This is a genomic window from Bradyrhizobium sp. SZCCHNS1022 (assembly GCF_032484835.1).
In the GTDB taxonomy this organism is placed as follows: domain Bacteria; phylum Pseudomonadota; class Alphaproteobacteria; order Rhizobiales; family Xanthobacteraceae; genus Bradyrhizobium.
Window position 1 is genome coordinate 2,366,358 of sequence record NZ_JAUETT010000001.1, and the last position, 19,431, is coordinate 2,385,788.

Annotated in this window: 14 protein-coding genes and 2 pseudogenes; 8 read left to right on the forward strand and 8 right to left on the reverse strand. The window is 64.8% G+C overall.

The features are described 5' to 3' along the window. Window position 1: 1 nt before the first annotated feature. Window positions 2-718, forward strand: a complete 717-nt coding sequence (locus QX071_RS10740; RefSeq protein WP_315700845.1) for an NUDIX hydrolase — start codon at window positions 2-4, stop codon at window positions 716-718. Next, window positions 715-1,626, forward strand: a complete 912-nt coding sequence (locus QX071_RS10745) for a polyphosphate kinase 2 family protein (protein ID WP_315700844.1) — start codon at window positions 715-717, stop codon at window positions 1,624-1,626. Before QX071_RS10740 ends, QX071_RS10745 begins: the two co-directional genes overlap by 4 nt. A 122-nt stretch (window positions 1,627-1,748) precedes the next feature. Here QX071_RS10745 and QX071_RS10750 read toward each other — a convergent pair whose 3' ends face one another. Both QX071_RS10750 and QX071_RS10755 read right to left on the reverse strand, forming a co-directional pair. Beyond that, entirely contained in the window at window positions 1,749-4,511 is a 2,763-nt protein-coding gene (locus tag QX071_RS10750; protein ID WP_315700843.1) for an EAL domain-containing protein, read from the reverse strand. 38 nt (window positions 4,512-4,549) lie between these two features. After that, entirely contained in the window at window positions 4,550-5,863 is a 1,314-nt protein-coding gene (locus tag QX071_RS10755) for a FecR family protein (protein WP_315700842.1), read from the reverse strand. A gap of 128 nt (window positions 5,864-5,991) precedes the next feature. Here QX071_RS10755 and QX071_RS10760 point away from each other — a divergent pair, with 128 nt between their 5' ends. After that, window positions 5,992-7,794, forward strand: a complete 1,803-nt coding sequence (locus QX071_RS10760; protein ID WP_409997636.1) for a ShlB/FhaC/HecB family hemolysin secretion/activation protein — start codon at window positions 5,992-5,994, stop codon at window positions 7,792-7,794. Window positions 7,795-7,801: 7 nt separating this feature from the next. Here QX071_RS10760 and QX071_RS10765 read toward each other — a convergent pair whose 3' ends face one another. Beyond that, window positions 7,802-9,052 (reverse strand): multidrug effflux MFS transporter, encoded by a 1,251-nt coding sequence (locus tag QX071_RS10765; protein ID WP_315703074.1) that lies wholly within the window; start codon window positions 9,050-9,052, stop codon window positions 7,802-7,804. A 210-nt stretch (window positions 9,053-9,262) separates the two neighbouring features. Here QX071_RS10765 and QX071_RS10770 point away from each other — a divergent pair, with 210 nt between their 5' ends. From QX071_RS10770 to QX071_RS10785, 4 genes and pseudogenes are all read left to right on the forward strand, one after another. Then, window positions 9,263-9,583 carry a YqfO family protein gene (locus tag QX071_RS10770; protein ID WP_315700840.1) on the forward strand — a complete coding sequence of 107 codons (321 nt, stop codon included), beginning with the start codon at window positions 9,263-9,265 and terminating at the stop codon, window positions 9,581-9,583. A gap of 604 nt (window positions 9,584-10,187) precedes the next feature. Further along, complete coding sequence (locus tag QX071_RS10775; protein ID WP_315703073.1) at window positions 10,188-12,176, forward strand: TonB-dependent siderophore receptor; 1,989 nt, start codon at window positions 10,188-10,190, stop codon at window positions 12,174-12,176. 17 nt (window positions 12,177-12,193) lie between these two features. Further along, window positions 12,194-13,318 (forward strand): annotated as a pseudogene (locus QX071_RS10780) (PepSY-associated TM helix domain-containing protein); the annotation flags it as partial. Window positions 13,319-13,689: 371 nt separating this feature from the next. Next, window positions 13,690-14,334: a CAP domain-containing protein gene (locus QX071_RS10785; protein WP_409997637.1), complete on the forward strand. Its 645-nt coding sequence runs from the start codon at window positions 13,690-13,692 to the stop codon at window positions 14,332-14,334. A 45-nt stretch (window positions 14,335-14,379) separates the two neighbouring features. Here the strand turns inward: QX071_RS10785 and QX071_RS10790 are convergent. From QX071_RS10790 to QX071_RS10810, 5 genes and pseudogenes are all read right to left on the reverse strand, one after another. After that, window positions 14,380-14,535: pseudogene (locus QX071_RS10790) on the reverse strand (Crp/Fnr family transcriptional regulator); the annotation flags it as partial. 85 nt (window positions 14,536-14,620) lie between these two features. Further along, the gene (locus tag QX071_RS10795; protein ID WP_315700838.1) at window positions 14,621-15,697 is read right to left on the reverse strand and encodes a HAMP domain-containing sensor histidine kinase; all 1,077 of its coding nucleotides are present in this window, start codon (window positions 15,695-15,697) and stop codon (window positions 14,621-14,623) included. Beyond that, window positions 15,684-16,376: a response regulator transcription factor gene (locus tag QX071_RS10800; RefSeq protein WP_315700837.1), complete on the reverse strand. Its 693-nt coding sequence runs from the start codon at window positions 16,374-16,376 to the stop codon at window positions 15,684-15,686. Before QX071_RS10800 ends, QX071_RS10795 begins: the two co-directional genes overlap by 14 nt. 114 nt (window positions 16,377-16,490) lie before the next feature. Then, window positions 16,491-16,964, reverse strand: a complete 474-nt coding sequence (locus tag QX071_RS10805; RefSeq protein ID WP_315700836.1) for a hypothetical protein — start codon at window positions 16,962-16,964, stop codon at window positions 16,491-16,493. Between the two features lie 168 nt (window positions 16,965-17,132). Next, complete coding sequence (locus QX071_RS10810; RefSeq protein ID WP_315700835.1) at window positions 17,133-18,590, reverse strand: hypothetical protein; 1,458 nt, start codon at window positions 18,588-18,590, stop codon at window positions 17,133-17,135. A gap of 207 nt (window positions 18,591-18,797) precedes the next feature. Here QX071_RS10810 and QX071_RS10815 point away from each other — a divergent pair, with 207 nt between their 5' ends. Further along, a complete protein-coding gene (locus QX071_RS10815; RefSeq protein WP_315700834.1) occupies window positions 18,798-18,998 on the forward strand; it encodes a DUF2905 domain-containing protein in 201 nt (66 codons plus the stop codon). Window positions 18,999-19,431: the final 433 nt, after the last annotated feature.

Here is a 19,431-nt window from a genome sequence, read left to right on the forward strand (position 1 = left end):
CATGAGCGATGTCGTCATCCATCGCGTGACCGCGCTCGACTTGAAGGTCGAGCCGTGGGACTGGCCGTTCGCACGCGAGCGGCGCGCCGACATCGACGCTCATTTTGAGCAGCGGCAGCGCGCGATACCCGCGCTATTCAACGGCCGCGTGCTGCTCGGGCGCGCCCCCGTTTTCGCGGATGGGCGGCTATCGGCGAGCTATTTCGAGACCGACTTCGCCAACCTGCTCGCCTGGCGCGATTGGGGCTTTCCGGATCGCTCCGTGTTCAACGGGTTTGGCATGGGCGCGCTGCGCGCGGCCGACGGCGCCTTCGTGCTCGGCGTGATGGGCGGGCAAACCGCCAATGCCGGCCGCATCTATTTTCCGGCCGGCACGCCCGATCCCGAGGACGTCAGCGACGGCAGCCTCGATCTCGCGGCCAATGTGGCGCGCGAGGTCGAGGAGGAAACGGGGCTGCTGCCGTCGGATTATAGGGGCAGCGCCCATTGGGATTGCGTCGTCACCGGCGCAACCATTGCGATGATGCGTATGCTCGACGTCGAAAGCCCGGGCGGTCAACTGCAAAGCCGCATCGAGGCCAATCTCGCCGGGCAGGCCGAGCCGGAACTCTCCGCGATCGTGTTGGTTCGATCGAGGGACGATCTGACGGCGACGATGCCGCGCTTCGTCACCGCCTTTCTCGAAGCGCAATTTCACCACGGCGAAACCATCTCATGAGCAAGACAACGACGCCCTCGCTCGACCGGTTCATCTCGCCGTTCCGTGTCGATGGGGCCGAGCGATTTCACCTGAAGTCGCACAAGACCAGTGCCAAGGGCGGCATCGACAAGGAGGAAGGCGAGGCGATCATCGAGCAGAACCGCAAGCGGCTGTCCGATTTTCAGGACAAGCTCTACGCCCAGGACCGCTGGTCGCTGCTCTTGATCTTTCAGGGCATGGACGCCTCCGGCAAGGACAGCGCGATCAAGAGCATCTTCGAGGGCGTCAATCCGCAGGGCTGCGAGGTGACATCGTTCAAGCAGCCGACCTCGAAGGAGCTGGATCACGATTTCATGTGGCGCAGCTTTCTTGCGCTGCCCGAGCGCGGCCGCATCGGCATCTTCAATCGCTCCTATTACGAGGAGTGCCTGGTGACGCGGGTGCATCCCGAATTGCTGAAGGCGGAGAAGCTGCCGCCCAGGCTCGTCACCAAGAACATCTGGCGCGAGCGCTTCGAGGATATTTCCGCGTTCGAGCGGTACCTCACCCGCAACGGCACCGTGGTGCTGAAGTTCTTCCTCAACGTCTCCAAGGAGGAGCAGCGCCAGCGTTTCCTCGACCGGCTGGATCAGCCGGCGAAGAACTGGAAGTTCTCGATGAACGATATCAGCGAGCGGACGCGCTGGCAGCGCTACCAGGCCGTCTATCAGGAGATCGTGCGCCACACATCGACGTCCTTTGCGCCCTGGTATGTGGTCCCGGCGGATCATAAATGGTTCGCGCGGGTGGTGATCGGCTCGGCGATCGTGGCGGCGCTCGAGAGTCTCGATCTGCGCTATCCGCGCGCCGATCCCGCTTCGCTCAAGGAGTTCAAGGCGGTCCGTAAGGCGTTGGAAGCGGAAGCGAAGGGGCGGAAGAAGGCGTAACGACGATTAGCGAGACGTTAAGGTGGGCAAAGGCGCGTCAGCGACGTGCCCACCATGATCTCTGGTTTCTATCTCGGTGGGCACGCTGCGCTTTGCCCACCCTACAAATCGCCGGCAAGACCTCACGCCGCGCCGCGCTGGTCCTCTGTGGGGCTCTCGCCGACATGCTTCGCCAGGAATTGACGTTCGAAATCGGCGGCCGGCATCGGTTTGCCGAAGAAATAGCCCTGTCCGTGTTCGCAGCCGAGCCGCAACAACAGGTCGGCGGTGGCCTGGTTCTCGATGCCTTCAGCGATCACCGCGAGCCCCAATTGACGGCTGAGGCTGACGGTGGAGCCGACGATCGCCGCATCGTCGCTGTCGGTCAGGATATCGAGCACGAAGGAACGATCGATCTTGAGGCCGTCGAGACGGAATTTCTTCAGGTAGCTCAGGCTGGCGTAGCCGGTGCCGAAATCGTCGAACACGATGCTGATGCCGAGGGCCTTGAGGCGCTTGAAGATGTCGAGCGCGCGCGGCTCGTCATGCAGCAGGATGTCCTCGGTCACCTCGAGTTCGAGCAGAGCCGGCGAGAGGCCGGTTTCGTGCAGGAGCTTGCCGACGGTGGCGGCAAGATCGCCAGCGTGCAGCTGCGAGGGCGAGAGGTTGATGCCGACACGGACGGGGGTGCCGGCGAGCTCCCATTGCCGCGCCTGCCGGCATGCCGTCACCAGCACCCAGCCCGCGACCGCCTCGGACAGCGCCGATGTGTTGACCACGGGAATGAAGACGCCGGGCGGCACGAGGCCACGGGTCGGATGGCGCCAGCGGATCAGCGCTTCCGCCCCGATCGGGCGTCCGTCGAGCAGGTTCACCTGCGGCTGGTAGAACAGTTCGAACTCGTTGCGTTCGACCGCGAGCGCAAGCTCGGCCTCCAAGGTGAGGCGCGTCTCGAGCTCGCTGCGGATCGTCTCCTCGAAGATCACATGACTGCCGCGCCGCACGGACTTGGCGCGGCAGAACGCGAGGTGGCTGTTGCCCAAGAGCTCGTCCGCGGTGCGTCCGCCTTCGGGATGGACTGCGACGCCGATGCTCACCTTGACGTGGTGCTGGCGCGGCCCGGCCTGCAGCGGCAGGTCGAATAGACGGGCAACATGTTCGGCAAGCTCCGCGACCGTGCCGCCGACCGCCGCGCAGGGAACCGCAATGGCGAACTCATCGCCGCTCAAGCGAGCGACAATGCCGGTGTCGCCGATCTCGGCCGTCAGCCGCTCGGCTACGCCCTTCAGCACGAGGTCGCCATAGGCGTGACCGAGCGTGTCGTTGATCTGATGGAAGCCGTCGAGCCCGATCACGAGCAGCGCGATATCGCGGTCGCGGGCGTCCGCGGCGCTGAGCATGGCGTTGATCCTGGCCTGCAGCGTGATGCGGTTGAACAGCCCGGTGAGCGCGTCGTGCTCGGCGAGATAGCGGATGCGCTCGGCCTCGCGCTTGCGGACGGAGATGTCGCGCAGGATCGTGCCATATTGCAGCCCGTCCGGCCCGTGCCAGGCGGAGACGCTGGCCTCGGCGGGAAACGATTCGCCGTCCTTGCGGCGCGCCTCGAATTCCACCACCGATCCGCTTGCCGCAGGTGTCTGGGCTTGCGCGGCATCTCGCGTGGTGAACAGCTCAATGCCCACGGCCGGATCGGCGCAAAGCATCCGCAACGGCTGGCCGACCATCTCCGCCGGCTGATAACCGAAGATCGCCGTGGCGCCCGGATTCCACAGCGTGATCAGTCCATCCCGATCGGTGCAGACGAGTCCGTCGCCAAGCGACATCGCGATCCGCTGGAAACGGTTCTCGGCGACCCGGCGGAGCAGGCCGCGGAAGTCGATCTCATCGAGCGCGATCGTCGCGAGGTAGACGACGACGGCGATCTGCAGCAGCGAGCTGTCGACGATGAGGGCGTACCGCACATGTAGCCACAGCGCGACGGCTTCGATCGAGATCGCTGTCCCAACCAGGAACAAGGCGCGCCATCCGGCGGCGAGCCGGCGCCAGGTCAGCATCATGAGCGTAAGGATGACGGCAAGACCCGCGAGCGTGACGGCAGACGAAGTTGCCCGCAGGGTCCGCCCCTGCAGTATCGACTCCGCCGCGAGCGCCTGCAACAGCGGGCCGGACACGATCTTTCCGTTGGGCACGCTGAAGCGATCGCCAAGCTCGAGCGCGGTGCCGCCGATGATCACCTTCTTGCCTCTGAGCTGCGCCAGCGTTGCCGGGTCGCCATCGATCACGTCGGCATAGGACACCCTCAGCACCGAGGCGGGAGCGATGCCGAAATCGATCAAAAATGAGCTGTCGCTGGCGAAACTCTGTCCGGTCAAGGCTGCGGCCATCGAGGGCACGAAGTTGCCGTCGAGCTTTTCGCCAAACCTGTACCGCCGGACGCGGCCGTCGGGCGATACCGTGACGTTGACCAAGACCGGCCAGGCATTGGCCTCGAATTGCGGCAAGGGGCGATTGATATGAAGGGCCGTCGGGTCATTCGCCGCCGGCTGTTTGAAGGTCGGCAGGAGCACCGACCCATCCGCCTCCCGCAACGCTTCACTGAAAGCCAGATCGGAGAGAGGATTCGACGGCGCACTGAAGTCGACATCGAAGGCGATGTCCTGGGCGCCGGCGCGGACGAGCTGATGCAACAGTTCGGCGTGCAATGTGCGAGGCCAAGGCCAGGCGCCGATGCGTGTGATCGAGCGCGCGTCGATCGCGACGATGGCAATCTCTCCGCTCGCCTGGCGTTGGTCCCATGCGAGCCGGAGGTCGTCCAGGCCGTTGCGCAGCACCTCGTGCCAGCCGGACAGGCCGACCGTCACGAGTGCGATCAGCACCAGAATATGCGGCCGCAAATGCTTCAGCATCCTCCCCTGGTCCCCATTCGCGCGCGTCGCGCCTTCAGTTAGCTCTTGTTGTGCCCGGAAGCGTGACCGTTGCCGTTGCCCTGCGCACCGCTGTTTCCGTGGCCGGAATTGTTGCCGCTATTTCCATTGGCGTTCGCGTTGTCGTTGGCATTGCCGCCGGCGTTGTTGCTGGCATTGCCGCTGCCGCCGGCATTGCCGCCGCCATTGTTCGCAGCGGCGTTGCCGTTTCCATTGCCGCCGTTGCCATTGCCGCCATTGCCATTGCCACCATTGCCACCATTGCCGTTGCCGGCATTGCCGTTGCCGACGCCGATCAGTCCGCTGGACGAGCCGACCGCGGTCGTCACGGCCGTCGCGATCGAAGCGTCTCCGGTTGCGCTGGTGCTGGCGTTGCTGGCGCTGGTGCTGCTGCTGTTGCCGGGGTTGCTCACTCTCGTTTTGGCGTCGCTCCAGACCGTATCGTTTCGCGATGCGCTACGAACCCCGGGTTTGGTCTCGCCGTGGGCGAGCCCATGCGTGGCCTGGTGCACATTCAACTTCACCTCGCCGATGGTGGTCGAAATCCGCACCACGTTCGGCTTCGCGAGGCCCGCGGCCTTGCCGGCTTGCGACGCCAGCGGCGCGGCGGCAGAGTTGATCACGGAACCGCCGGTCGCGTTGAGCGCGTGGATGATTTGCCCCTTGGCCGTGTCACGTGGTGCCTGCAGGCCGCCTTTCGGGACCGGGACGCGCTCGATGCTCGAGGCGCGCGGGCGACCCTGCTCGATCGGGCTGAAAGCGCCGGAGCCGCTCAGGCTCAATCCGGTCTTGCCATTGGCGAACGCAGTCGCGGTCTGACCGGGCAGCACCTGCGCGATCTGGCCGGACTTGAAATCCGCGACCTCGACCTGGCCGCGGCTGACTTCGACGCGTGTGCTGTTGGCACTGATGGTGACGCTGAAATGCGTGCCCTTCACCACGGCAGCCAGATAGGGCGTCTCGACCTCGAAATGTTTGACGTTGCGCTTCTCGACGTCGAGCAGGATGGAGCCGGCGCGCTGCAGAATGGTGGTCGCCATGCCGTCCTTGGCTTCGGTCGGCAGGCCAATGACCGAGTTCGGCGCGATCAGAATGGTCTCCGCGCCGCGTGTCAGCAGTACGCGGCCATTGCGGCCGGTGCGGATCGTATCGCCGGGATTGAGCACGTCGTCACGGCCGAGCGAAACCTGTGCTGCGCCTTGCGTGCTGACCCATACGTCACCGGAGGATTTGCTCACCGACCAGACCTCGCCATCGGCCGCCCAGGCGGCTCCAGTCGAGCCGGCGATGAGCGCGGCCGTCACGATCCGTTTCAGGCTGCGGATTCCCAGCATGGTGGCCTCTCGCGTTGGTTGCCGAGGCCGCAAACTAACGGAAATGTTTCAAGAGACCCTTGAGCGATGCTTCGGTCTTTCAGCGCCGCCTTAACCGTTCGTTGACCATAAGAAGTTAAGAAAAAATTATGCGGTCTTCGGGCGTTCCGGTACTCACGATATCTATTCCCTTTATCGATGCTGGCGCTCCACCGCCGATTGCCCTCAGCCGGAGACGAACTCGCACACTGATTGTGGCGGTTGTTCTTGCTGCCGCAGGTAGCGCGACGGCGCAAGCGGACCCTGCCAGCGCCCCTGCGTTCGATCCGCGGCAGACCGAGAAGTTCTTCGAGGACCTGCAGTCGCGACCGGCACCGGCACCGCCGGCAAGGCCACGCCTTACGACTGCGCCGCAGCCGGAGGTGCAGGGCAAGGGACGACCGCTGTTCGTGCTGCGCGGCGTCGTGCTCCACGGTGCAGCAACTCTCGGTCGCGATCAGCTGGCCGCCGCCTACCAGCCTTATCTCGGCAAGCCGGTATCGCAGGATGATCTGGCCGCGATCGCGGCTGCCATCACCGGGCAATATCGCGCGGCCGGATTTCATCTCAGCCGCGCCATCGTGCCGCCGCAGGACATCACGGGCGGCCGGGTCCGCGTCGAGGTGATCGAGGGCAGCATCACCGAGGTGAGCCTGAAAGGCGCCGGCGCCGAGGAGTTCGGCGTGCGGCCGCTGCTCGATCCCGTGCTGGCCGAGCAGCCGTCGCGCCTTTCGACACTGGAACGCCAGTTGCTGCTGATCAACAGCCGCGGCGGCGTGCGCATTGCGGATTCCGCTCTGGAGGAGATCGGCGGCACGACCGGACGCTTCCGTCTGGTGCTCGAACTGAAGACCTGGCACGTCTATGGCTTCGTCGGCCTCGATAATCTCGGCTCATCCACGGTCGGCCCGTGGCAGAGCTACGCCACCGCCGCCTTCAACTCCTATCTGCTGCCGGGCGATACGCTCGCAGTGAACCTGTCGACCACGCCGGGCGATCCGCGCCAGCTCAGCTTCGGACGGCTGTCCTATGACGCTCCCGTCGGCACTGACGGCGCCCGTGTCGGCGCCTCCGCGCTCTATAGCGAGGTGCGGCCCGGCGACATTCGCCGGATCTACAACGACGACACCACGACCGAGACATTCGAGGTGCATGGCAGCATCGCGCCGATCCAGTCGCAGCAGTCCTCGTTGATCCTCACCGCAGCCGTGGCGTTCAGCAACGTATCTGAGCGGGACGTGTTCGGGACGATCTACCAGGATCGTATCCGCTTCCTCACGCTGACCTCGGACTATCGCTGGGGTGATCGGTTCGGCGGCGACAGCTACCTGGCCGTGAGCTATCGCCAAGGCCTCGATATTCTTGGCGCGACACCGTCCGGCGATCCGATGGCCTCGCGCGACGGTGCCTCGCCCAGCTTCTCCGTGCTCAATGCGTGGTTCACGCGCTACCAGACCCTGTCCGATGCCTGGTCGATCAAGATCGCCGGCGCCGGCCAGCTGGCCTCGGGGCCGCTCTATAACTCGCAGCAATTCTATCTCGGCGGTTTCGCCTTCGGCCGCGGCTATGGCAGCGCGGAGATCAGCGGCGACAATGCGCTTGCCGGAACGTTCGAGCTGCGCTTCGACCAGAAGCTGAACTGGGCCTATCTGTCCGGCTATCAGCTCTACAGCTTCGCCGACGCCGGTCTGGTCTGGAACGACGGCTACCGGCCCTCGGACGGCGCCGCGTTGACCTCGGTGGGCGCCGGCGTACGCCTCACCTTTCCGAACGAATGGCGCGCCGATCTGGGCGTCGCGTTCCCGCTCTCCTATCGCGCCCCCTCCAACGAGACACGCAGCGCGCGCTTCCTGCTGACGCTGTCGAGCGCGCTGAAGCTCTGTCCGCAGCGCGGCCAGGGGCCGTGCCTCTAGCTTGTGGCTAAACTGCGCCTGGCTGGTGCGAATGGAACAGCCGGCCCTTCTCCGTGATCAGCACGATCACAAGCGCGGTCGCGCTGCAGGCCAGGAAGCCGGTCGCGAACGGGAGGGGCGTGCCGTCGAACGCCTGGCCGACGATGGCGCCGGCTCCCATGCCGAGCAGTGTCGTGATTGAGCCATAGAGCGAGGAGGCGGTGCCGGCATTGGCACGCTGCGGCTCCATCGCCAGCGCCGTGAAGTTCGCGAATATCAAACCCGAAGCGAACATCATGCCGGCCGACACGGCCATGAATAGCGGTAGGGACAGCATGTTCAGACACGCCGCGGCGAACGTCACGATCGCCGTAGCGAAGCTGCCGAGCAGTGCGCAATGCGAAATCATCCGCATGCCGAGCCGGCCGACCAGCCGCGCATTGAGAAAGCCCGCGATTGCGATCGACGCCGCGATGGCAGCAAAAGCGAGCGGGAAATAACGGCCGAGATGATAGATCCCGGTGAACAGCTGCTGCGAGGAGAAGACGTAGCCGAGCAGCGCACCGAAGACGCCGCTGGCAGCGAGCGCATAGCCGAGCGTCTGGCGATTGGTCAGGGTCTTGCGGAACGCGTCGAGAATTTCGCCGGCCGAGAACGGCTTGCGCTCGGAGGGCGGCAGCGTTTCGGGCAGCCGCGCCATGGTCCAGACCAGCGCCACCAGCCCGTACACCGTCAGCACGATGAAGATGCCGCGCCATTGCGTGAGCAGCATCACCGCCTGGCCGAACGACGGCGCCACCACGGGCACCGCGATGAACACCATCATCGCGAGCGAGACGACGCTCGCCATGCGCCGCCCGGCATAGCAGTCGCGCACGATCGACGTCGCGATCACCCGCGTTGCAGCGGTGCCGAGACCTTCCAGCACGCGCGCCAGCAGCAGCATCTCGAAGGAGTGTGCGGTGATCGCGAGCACGCTGGCGCAGGAATACAGCACCATGCCGCCGAGCAGCACAGGACGGCGGCCGAAACTGTCCGACAATGGGCCGATGGCGAATTGCCCAGCGCCGAAGCCGACCATGAATGCCGAGAGCACCAGCTGCAGCCGGTTGGCCATATCGATATCGAATGCCGCGCCGATATTCGGCAGCGCCGGCAGCATCATGTCCATGGCCAGCGGGTTCAGCGACATGATGGTCGCGATCACGATGACGAATTCGGCGAACCCCATCGGCCGGTGTCGGACGACGACGAGGGTGTCGGCATTGGTGTCGGCCAAGTCGAGAGCCTTCCAGGTGTGCATGCTTGGGATGCAAGCGATTTTGATTGGCTTTGCTGCGTCGCACAACCCACGTTTCGGAATGGCAGGTCAACGAGCTCAGCCCCAGATCGACTGGCATGATCGTGAGCGCGGCAGCATTTGGCGCAAATCGCGTCGTTTCGATTACCATGATAACGGGCGCGTGATCGCGGCTTCGAGGGCCTGGAGATGAAGAGCTACAAGATCGTCGTTTACGTGCCTGAGGCGCAGGGCGAGGCGGTCCGGGCCGCGATGGGTGAGGCCGGCGCCGGGCGCATCGGCAATTATGATTACTGCTCCTTTACCGTGAAGGGCACCGGCCGGTTCCGGCCGCTTGCCGGAGCCAACCCGACGATCGGCGCGCTCGGACGGCTGGAGACGGTGGAGGAAGAGCGCATCGAGACCGTCTGCGCCGAGGATCGGCTGCGCGGTGTGTTGAGAGCGATCCGGGCCGCGCATCCTTATGAGGAGCCCGCGATCGACGTCTACCCGATCGAATTGATCGATTAGTTGATCATCCTCCAAGCACCATCTGTTCAGGCGCTTCGCCGATCGCTTGCGCCGCTGCCGCTTTCGATACCGGCTGGACTGAGCGATCGCGTTTTTGCTCTAGTTTGTAAGTTGTCGACGAACGGCGGTCGCAATTAGCCCGCGATCTTTAGCCGTTCTAATCTGGATGGATTCCAGCGGGCAGGTTCCGAAAATCCGTTGATGCGCTGTGAGCGCAGCGGCAACGTACTACCGAGAAATTTCGGGGGACGTTATGTCAGGCGTTGGGTTCAACGCGCCCGCGTATAGCGGCGCGCGAGCGTATTGTTGTTGTTTGCTGACGAGTGTCTGTTTGCTTCCGTTCATCATGCAAACCTCGGCTGCCGCTCCGGCGCAGACGGCGGCCGATGCGCACACGTTGCCGCCTGTCACCGTCGATTCGCCCGCGCTGCGCGTCCGCCAGGCGCGCCGTCCAAAGCGCGGGGCCGGTGCTGCGGCCAACACCGCACGTCAGCGCGCGGCCGGGGCGATGCACGTCCCGGCGCAGGCCGCTCGGTCGTCGTCTGCATTCGAGCGCGGTACCGATCCGGTCCGCGGCTTCGTACCCACCGTGAGCTCGGCCGCGATGAAATCCGATACGCCGATCCTGGAAACGCCGCAGTCGGTCTCCGTCGTCAGCCGCGATCAGCTCGATGCGCGCGGGGTCACGACCCTGGTGGAAGGTCTGCAATATGTCGCAGGCCTTGCCGTGCAGACCGGCGGCACCGATCCTCGCTTCGAGAACGTCCAGATCCGCGGCTTCGACATCAACGGCTACGGCAATTATCGCGACGGCCTGCGTGAGGTCGGCGATCCCAACTACTTCTCGCTCTTTCGCACCGAGCCCTATGGGCTGGAGCGCATCGACGTGATCAAGGGACCGAGCTCGGTCATGTACGGGCAGGGCGCGCCGGGCGGTCTCGTCGACAGCATCAGCAAACGTCCGCCGGACAAGGCCTTCGGTGAGGTCGTCGGCCTGTTCGGCAATTACGATCGCTACCAGGGCGCGTTCGATGTCGGTGGTCCCGTCACCAAGGACGGCTCGCTGCTCTATCGCGTCACCGGGGTGTTCCGCGATGCGGATGCCCCGATTGCGCATTTCTCCAACGATGTGAAGGACAATCGGACGTATATCGCGCCGGCGGTGACCTGGAAGCCGACCAGCGACACCACGCTGACGATCCTCGCCGACTACACCAAGGATCTCACAGGCAGTGCGTTTCCGCTGTCGGTGTTTCATGTCACCTCGGCCGGGATCGCCGGCGTGAAGGCGCTGCCGATCTTTCTCGGCGATCCCAGCTACAATGGATTCGCGCAGGAACAGGAGCGGGTCGGCTATCAGTTCGAGCACCGCTTCAGCAACAACCTGGTTTTCGAGTCGAAATCCCGCTATGGGCACTCCGATCTCGACTATCGCTATCTGACCTTCCTGGCCAATCCGCTCGATACGCTGACCTCCTTCTCGCGGCGCGCCAATCGCATCGATGTGACCAGCGATTCCTTTTCGACCGACAATCACCTCGTCGCCAAGCTCGGCACCGGACCGTTCCAGCATACGCTGGTGTCCGGCCTCGATTACCAGATGCTGAGCCTGACGGACCGGACCTACACGGCGACGGCCGGCGTGCCGGCGCTCAACAGCCTCAATCCGGTCTACGGTCAGGCAATTCCTTTTCCGACGACACTTTACTCGGGATCGGCGGACCAGAAGATCGACCAGGTCGGGGTCTATCTGCAGGATCAGATCAGGATCCGGAACTGGATCCTGACGCTCGGTGGCCGGTTCGATGTGGCGGAACAGGACACGCTCAGCCTCGTGACCAACGGCGTGGCGACAAGCACGCGTACGAAGACGCAGGACACTGCTTTCACCAAGCGCGGCGCCATCGCCTATGAGTTCGATGGCGGGCTGGTTCCTTACTACAGCTATTCGGAATCCTTCCTGCCGACGCCCGGCACCGACTTCAATGGCTCGCCGTTCAAGCCCACGACCGCGCAGCAGCATGAGGTCGGCGTCAAGTTTCAGCCGTCGCGCAGGCTGTTGGTCACGGCAGCGGCCTATGACCTGACCCGGCAGAACTCATTGACGACGGACCCCAGCCATATCGGGTTCTCCGTGCAACTTGGCGAGGTGAATTCTCGCGGCTTCGAACTTGAGGCGGTGGCTGAGCTCATTCCGGGTCTCAACGCTATCGCGACCTTCACCAGCCAGGATGTCAAGGTGACCCAGAGCTCCACCGCGGCCGAGATCGGCAAGGTGCCGACCTTGGTGCCGGCCAACATGGCCTCCGTCTATCTGGACTACACGTTCCAGAGCGGCGTCCTCGCCAATTGGGGATTGGGCGGGGGCTTCCGTTACAACGGCGAGACCTTCGCCAACACCACGAATACGATCGTCAACGAGGGCTACGTCGTGTTCGACGCAGGCCTCCATTATCGTCAGCCGAAAGGCATCAATCTGGCTTTGAACGTGAAGAATATCGCTGACCGCGTGACGACCGCCTGCACGACGTCCGGCGGCTGCCAATACACCAGCCCGCGCACCATCACCGGCACCATCAGCTATCGCTGGTAATCGAAGGGCAAGCAGGCATGGCACGCGCGCGCACCGTCCGCATATGGTCGTTCGTCCACACCTGGACGTCGCTCGTCAGCATGCTGTTCCTGCTGATGCTGTGCATCACCGGACTGCCGCTGATCTTTCATGACGAGATCGACGACCTGCTCGAACGGGAGATCGCGGCGCCGGAAATGCCGGCGACCACGCCACGCGTCTCGCTGGACCAGGTGATCGCAGTGGCACAGGCGCGCTTTCCCGGACAATACGTGCTGTTTGCGAACCTGAAGCAGAGCGAACCGCTGGTGACCGTCGCGCTGTCGCCGACCCCGGTCCCTGCGCCGGGCGCGTTTCATCGCATCACCGTCGATGCCCGCTCCGCGGCGGTACTAGGCGAGGAGGTGCCGCATCTGGACCTGATGGACATCGTGCTGAGCGTCCACCGGGACATGTTCACCGGGCTGCCCGGCGAACTGTTCCTGGGGGCGATGGGACTTCTCTTCGTGCTGTCGCTGATCTCCGGCCTCGTGCTCTATGGGCCGTTCATGCGGAAGCTGGATTTCGGCACCATTCGCAGCCGGGCCTCGCCGCGGCTGACGTGGCTCGACGGCCACAATCTGCTCGGCATCCTCGCCGTGAGCTGGATGCTTGCGGTCGGATTGACCGGCATCGTCAACACGCTGGCGACGCCGCTGTTCGACCTCTGGCGGGCGCAGCTGCTTCCGAGCCTGCTCTCCCCTTATCAGGGCAGGCCGGTCGCGAAGGCCGCATCGGTCGAAGCGGCCTTGGCCAAGGCGAGAACGCTGTTTCCGGACCGGTCGATCACCTCCGTGACCTTGCCGACTGCAGCCCGCTTTGGCAGCCCGCAGCATCTGATCGTCTGGACCAAGGGCAGCACGCCATTGTCGGCGCGGATGTTGCGGCCGGTGCTGGTCGAGGCGGAGAACGCGGAGCGTATCGTCGCGCCGGCGATGCCGTGGTATCTGCAGGCGCTTCAGCTGTCGCGTCCTTTGCATTTCGGCGACTATGGCGGCTTGCCGCTGAAGATCGTCTGGGCGCTGCTCGACCTGATCGCCATCGTCGTGCTTGGCAGCGGACTTTATCTTTGGGCGGCGCGGACGCGCATCGTGCAGGGTCGACGGGCGCCGCCGGTTACGGCCCGCGGCCGCGAGGGGCGCCTTGCCGTGAAGCAGGATGCGGGCCGCACAGCGGCGCTGCGGCACCTCGGACATCGGCGTCCCCAGCAGGTGTTTCGTGCGCCGCTGATGGTTGCCCTGGCCGCCACGCTTGGCTTGGTGTCGGCACTGTTCGGCGATGGCCTCTGGGACGGCCTGTCGTGGCTGGCGCTGTCCGTTCCCGTGATCCTGGGCTTGATCTACGGCCTGCGGGCGGCAGCGGGACGCTGAGACGGCGCACGTGGGCCGGACTTTGCGATCAGCGAAAAGGTCTGTATAGCCGCTCCTCGAGAGGGGGACGTGCCGTTGTCGGGCCGGGCCTGCCTTGTTGTCCAAGTGGGGGCATTCAATCGATGATGTTCCGTGCATGGAACGCGGCCGTGACCGCGCTGATTCTCGCCGTGTCGATCCATACGGCCATCGCGGCCGATAGCTCGCCGGCCGAGCAGATCTCCGAGTTCCGCCTGAAGCATGGCGAGGTTCGCGTGGCGCGGGATGCCACGCTCGACCGCATCGCCGCCGAGCAGGCGCGGGCGATGGCCGAGAAGGACGATCTGAGCCACGAGGTGCTCGGCCCGTTCACGCGCCGTGTCGCCCCGTCGAAGGCCGGCCGCGCGGCGGAGAACATCGCCTATGGTTATGAGACCTTCGACAAGACGCTCGGGCAGTGGATCAATTCGCCGCCGCATCGCAAGAATCTGCTTCTGCACAACGCGACCAAGGTCGGCATCGCCAGCGCCAGGAATGCCAGCGGCAAGCGCACCTATTGGGCGATGGTCATCGCCGGCGATTACGAGACCAAGCCGCCGGTCAAGAAGAACGACAAGGGCAAGCCCGACAAGAACAAGAACGACAAGGGCAAGCCGGCCGTCGTCGCGCAGGCGAAGTCGACCGGCAAATCCGAGACCAAGACTGAAACCAAGTCCGAAGCGGCCCACAAATGGGGCGCCTCGCCGAAAGAGTGCCATCTCAATATCAAGCTGCTGGGCCTGTGCATCTGACGCCTGACGTCCCGTGAGTTGGCGGCGTGGCAGGCTGGGATCGCCTCACAGCGGCGGCTTGTTCAGGTGCAGGTAGCCCGGTTCGAATTCGCCTAGCCCGGCGAGCTTCGGCCAGTTGTGGATCGTCAGCGTGCCGGCGCGGAAATCGACGGTCCGGCTCGCGCGCAACTCGGCCAGCGTCCGGTTCACGGTGGCGATCGCGTTTTCTGCACGATGCTGCCGAGACTAACACGGATCGTATTTGTCTCAATCACGCGCGGATATCAAATCTCGTCTGATCCCTGGGCTAGAGCGCGGATGGCGGCGGAAATCTGAGCTCGACGATCAGCCCGGGAGCATTGTCGTGCAGCGCGATGCCGGCACCATGCAGCTGCGCGACCGCCGCCGCGAGGCTCAAGCCCAGTCCATTTCCCGGCGTGTAGCGGCTGCGCTCCAGCCGGTAGAAGCGCTTGAACACCTGGTCGTACTGGTCTGCGGGGATGCCGGGGCCATTGTCGGCGATGGCGATCGCCGCGCCGCCATTCTTCGTCGCGCAGGTTACGGTCACCTGGCCGTGCGCGCGGCCGTGCTTGATGGCGTTGTCGACGAGATTGGCGATGGCATCGAACAGCAGGTCGCGGTCGCCGGTGACCTTCACCTCGCGCTCGCCCGCAAGGCTGAGACGGGTCGCAACCTGCTCGGCCGCGGCATCGTAGAGCTCGACGACTTCGCCCGCGATGTCGACCAGGTTCAGCTCGCGGAATGCGCCCTTGCGCGCTCTGCTCTCGATCTCGGAGATCCGGGTGATGGAGGCGAACATGCCGAGCACGGCATCGAGGTCGGCGATAGTGTCGCCGATCAGCGCCGCGTCGGCTTCGCTATTGCGCGGGGCATGATAGGCTTTCTCGAGCCGTCCGCGCATGCGCGTGAGCGGTGTGCGCAGGTCGTGCGCGACGTTGTCACCGACCTGCTTGACCTCGCTCATCAATGTCTCGATACGGTCGAGCATCTGATTGAGGTTCTCCGCGACACGGTCCCATTCGTCATAGCTGCCGCGGAGGGGGATACGCTGGTCGAGGCCGGAGAGCATGATGGCGCGGCTGGTGGCATTGATCTGCTCGATTCGTCCGACCGTCCGCCGCGTTACCAGCACGGCGGCGACGATAGCCAGCACGAGGACCAGCACCGCGACCGCGATCAGGGCCAGCGCAATCGTCTCCGTGAAGCCGTCATGATCGCCGAGGTCGCCGACCCGGCCGCGCACATAGGCCAGGGTTCCGAAATAGACATAGGCGATCATCGCGCCGACGATCAGGCCGAAGATCCCGATCGCGATCAGCGCCAGGCGAAACGTCGATGAGCGGAGTGTCTTAGCCAGGAGCACGGAGGCGATACCCGATGCCGCGGATGGTGTGGATCAGCGGATAGGCTTGGGCATCGTCGACCTTGCGTCTGATCCGACCGACATAGACGTCGATGATGTTGGTGGACGGATCGAAATGCAGGTCCCAGACATGCCGCAGCAGCATCGCGCGGGAAACGACGCGGCCCTCGTTGCGGACGAGGTATTCAAGCAACTGGAATTCGCGCGGCAACAGCGGGATCTTCTTGCCGCCCCGGCTGGCGCTGCGCGAGATCAGGTCGATGGCGAGATCGCCGACGCGCAGGATCGTCTCCTTGGCGATCGTTTCGCTGCGGCGTCCGAGCGCCTCCAGGCGCGCCAGCAGCTCGACGAACGAGAACGGCTTCACCAGATAGTCGTCGCCGCCGGCGCGCAGACCGCGGACGCGCTCGTCGACCTCACCGAGCGCGGAGATGATCAGGAAGGGCGCGGCGATGCCATCCTCGCGCAGCTGCCGCATCACCGTGATGCCGTCGGTATCGGGCAGCATGCGGTCGATGGTGATGACGGCATAGTCGCGTTCGCTGCCGCACCTGAGCGCCTCGAGGCCGGTCCCGGCAAGATCGACCTCGTAGCCGGATTTCGTGAGCTCGTCAGCAAGCTGCCCGGAGGTCTCCGAATCGTCCTCGACGACGAGAATGCGGCGGTGACCTCCCGTCATGGCTCAACTCCGCGGTGGCGGCGGAACGCGAGTGCTCCGATTGGCGAAGTTCGCATCATATCGCGGCGAATTCGTGCGAGCGTCGCAAATTGAGAGCACTAGCAATCATTTGATCTAGTACCAATATTCGCCGCACGCATTGAACCACTGCCAGCCCCAGGGTGTCCACCTGCGGTGCCAGCAGCCGTCGTAATAGCCATAGCCGGCATAGATGAACGGCCCGCCGAAGAAGGCGAAGCGGCGATGATGGTGGAAGAAGAAGGCGTGGCGGCCGCCGAAGTGCCCGCCGTGCCAGCCGGCGCCGGCGAAGCGCGGTCCGAACGCCGCATGCGCGCCGATGGGTCCACCGGCGAAGCCCGCGCCGCCGAAGCGAGCGCCACCGAAAGACCCTCCAAAATGAGGCCCGCCCATGCCGCCCATGCCGCCCATGTGCATACCGCCGCCACCGAAATGTCCGCCACCGCCGCCAAAGCCGCCATGTCCGCCACCGCCAAAGCCACCGCCGCCGCGCGCGAGCACGGGTGAAGCAACTGTCAGCGAAGCGGCGAGCGCCGCCGTGACGAGGCCGGTGAGAAGCCTGTTGGTCATCGGAAGATCCTCCATGCCATTGCGCGAGCGTCTCGCTGCGGGATGAGGACCAGATGAAGCGACGGCAGCCTCTCCTTCAACTTACAAATGCGCCAGTTTCTGACGCCGAAGTCAGAATGCGCCACTCTCGACTCCGTCTCGCCGTCTTTGCGGCAGGTCCATGGCCGGTCACGATCTCGAACGTAGCAGCACGGCGCTGGCGGGCGGCATGTGGATCAGCGTCGTCTGCGCGGTGATGGGCACCATCGTCTGATTGTGTGGCGACCAGCTGCCGTCGGCAGACACGATGGCGTTGTTGAGCGTCTGCCCGCTGGTCGCGGCGAGGGCCGCGCCGGTCAGCCAGAACGACTCCAGCGTCGAGGCGCTCTGACCGAGCGTCAGCTGCGCATCGACCGCAGTCTCGGCTTCCTTGTTGATCATCACCACGTTGACGCCGCCATCCTCGCGCAGCGTGCCGTAGGCATTGACGCGAAGATGCGGAGAGCCTTCGATAACGCCGCGAACGCTGGTGCCTTGCGCGCCCAGAGCGAACAGCAGCAGGCCATCATAGACAGGCCTCACCTCGACGACCCCGCCATTGTCGTCGGCGATCGGCGTATAGCCAGGGCCGTGGCCTCCGCCGTGCAGGTTGACGCCGTTGCAGCCGTTCAGCGCACACTGGAACATGAAATCGATGACCCAGAGCGCGGTGCCATACGCGTTGGAGATGTGGGGCGCGCCGCCGTTGAAGAAGGAATTGCACTCCGCCATGCGCCAGCCCAGCGGCAGGTTGTTGTCGCGGACCGCCTGGCTGATGTGTCGGAGTTCGCCGGCCAGAGCAGGGTCGTCCCGCAGCAGCAGGTCGAGCGTGGAGCCTGGGTCGCGGCCATCGGCACGGTAATAGTGCTGGGTCACCAGGCTGATCTGCGCGGCGGCGTCACGCGCGAAGGGCAGGGCGAATTCGGTCGCGAAGGAGGCGGCTGCAGGGCCCGCAAGGCGGGCCGACGGAGCAGCAGCTGTGATCGCCTCGGCCATCGCGCGCCACTCGGACAGGAAATCATCATAGCGCCAGCTCATGGGACGATAGCCGTTGTGCGCATAGAGGTCCGGCTCGTTGCCGATCTCGAAGGCGAGCAACTGATCCCCGAGAATCCGGGCGGCATAGGCGGCTTCGGCCGCGCCGAGCGCGGTGGTGTTATTGGCGAGGTTGATGCCATAGATCACGTGCCAGCCGGTTTGTTTGGCAAAAGCGGCGAGCGCGTCGACCATCGCCGGCTGAATCGGCATCAGCCCTGGGATCGCGCCGAGCCAGACGCAGCGATCCACCGCATTGGCCCCGATGCGCAAGACGCCCGGACCGAGCAGCCGGCAAAGTCTGAGCTGGGCGCCATTATCCGCCGTGAACATCGGTTGCCCGAGCTTGTCCTTCTCGTAGCTCAGGCCGACGAAACGGCTGGTCAGCGTTACGCCGGGCGTATCGCGGTCGAGCCGGACGGTGACATTTGCACGGACGGTGCTACCGAGGGATGTGGACGCGGCCGGAGAGGCGGCATTGCCGCGGCTGGGAGTGTAGCCGAGCCAACCGCCGATGCCGATCGTCGAAAGGAGTGCGACGACCTTGCGGCGCGGTATGGTGCGATCGGACATAGAGTTCTCCTTGATCGCGTGTGCGCGCCGCCGCGGCGCGGCTCGCTCGCTGCTGGCGCCCATTCTTTAACGTCCGAAGACGGCAATGGCCGGCCCATGCAGGTGGAAAGATCGGCCGGGATTCATAGATGACACGTGTTGGTCCGAGATGGTCTCGGTTCGCCCGAAGCAGGATCCGGCATCTCGCGGGCGACATGGAGAACACCGATGTCTCGTGCGCTCATCCTCTTCGGCCTTGTCTTGGTCGTGGTCGGCTTGCTGTGGCCCTACATCGGCAAGCTCGGCCTCGGCCGACTTCCCGGCGACATCGTCGTCGAGCGGCCGGGCTTCTCGTTCTATTTTCCCCTGATGACGTCGTTGCTCCTCAGCGTCGTCGTGAGCCTCGTGCTCTGGCTGGTCAACCGATAGGAGAGGGGCCTGCCTGGCGGGCAAATCACCGTGAGGTTTCGCCGCGCCGGCCTGGCGCTGCGGGACGAGAGGCGGCTGAAAGGCGTTGCGCCAAACGGGAGATTTCGTGAACGCAATCAAGGCCGACTCGGCTGTCCAGACGACTCGTGAAAAATATTCAGCTTTCGTTTTTCAGAAATTCTGCTTTCCTGAAGCCAGCCCGCCTCATGGAAGGGGCGTACGCGTCGTCACGATACGTGGAAGCGGGCTGCGATGGACGTGAAGGCTGCGCCGGACGAGCGCAGTCTGGCACGGACGGCGAAGTCGTGCGGTCCTGATACCCCGACGCTGGTATCACGCGCTGATGCGCAAGCATCATGCGCAATGGTGGCCAACAAGCCCGGCGCACCAGGGAGACCACGTATAAGCCGTAAAGCCATTCGCGCGGGGAAGG

Coding starts and splice junctions, on each gene's coding strand:
- QX071_RS10740 (WP_315700845.1), top strand. CDS start 2: ATGAGCGATGTCGTCATCCATCGCGTGACCGCGCTCGACTTGAAGGTC.
- QX071_RS10745 (WP_315700844.1), top strand. CDS start 715: ATGAGCAAGACAACGACGCCCTCGCTCGACCGGTTCATCTCGCCGTTC.
- QX071_RS10750 (WP_315700843.1), bottom strand. CDS start 4,511: ATGCTGAAGCATTTGCGGCCGCATATTCTGGTGCTGATCGCACTCGTG.
- QX071_RS10755 (WP_315700842.1), bottom strand. CDS start 5,863: ATGCTGGGAATCCGCAGCCTGAAACGGATCGTGACGGCCGCGCTCATC.
- QX071_RS10760 (WP_409997636.1), top strand. CDS start 5,992: ATGCGGTCTTCGGGCGTTCCGGTACTCACGATATCTATTCCCTTTATC.
- QX071_RS10770 (WP_315700840.1), top strand. CDS start 9,263: ATGAAGAGCTACAAGATCGTCGTTTACGTGCCTGAGGCGCAGGGCGAG.
- QX071_RS10775 (WP_315703073.1), top strand. CDS start 10,188: ATGAAATCCGATACGCCGATCCTGGAAACGCCGCAGTCGGTCTCCGTC.
- QX071_RS10785 (WP_409997637.1), top strand. CDS start 13,690: ATGTTCCGTGCATGGAACGCGGCCGTGACCGCGCTGATTCTCGCCGTG.
- QX071_RS10800 (WP_315700837.1), bottom strand. CDS start 16,376: ATGACGGGAGGTCACCGCCGCATTCTCGTCGTCGAGGACGATTCGGAG.
- QX071_RS10805 (WP_315700836.1), bottom strand. CDS start 16,964: ATGACCAACAGGCTTCTCACCGGCCTCGTCACGGCGGCGCTCGCCGCT.
- QX071_RS10810 (WP_315700835.1), bottom strand. CDS start 18,590: ATGTCCGATCGCACCATACCGCGCCGCAAGGTCGTCGCACTCCTTTCG.
- QX071_RS10815 (WP_315700834.1), top strand. CDS start 18,798: ATGTCTCGTGCGCTCATCCTCTTCGGCCTTGTCTTGGTCGTGGTCGGC.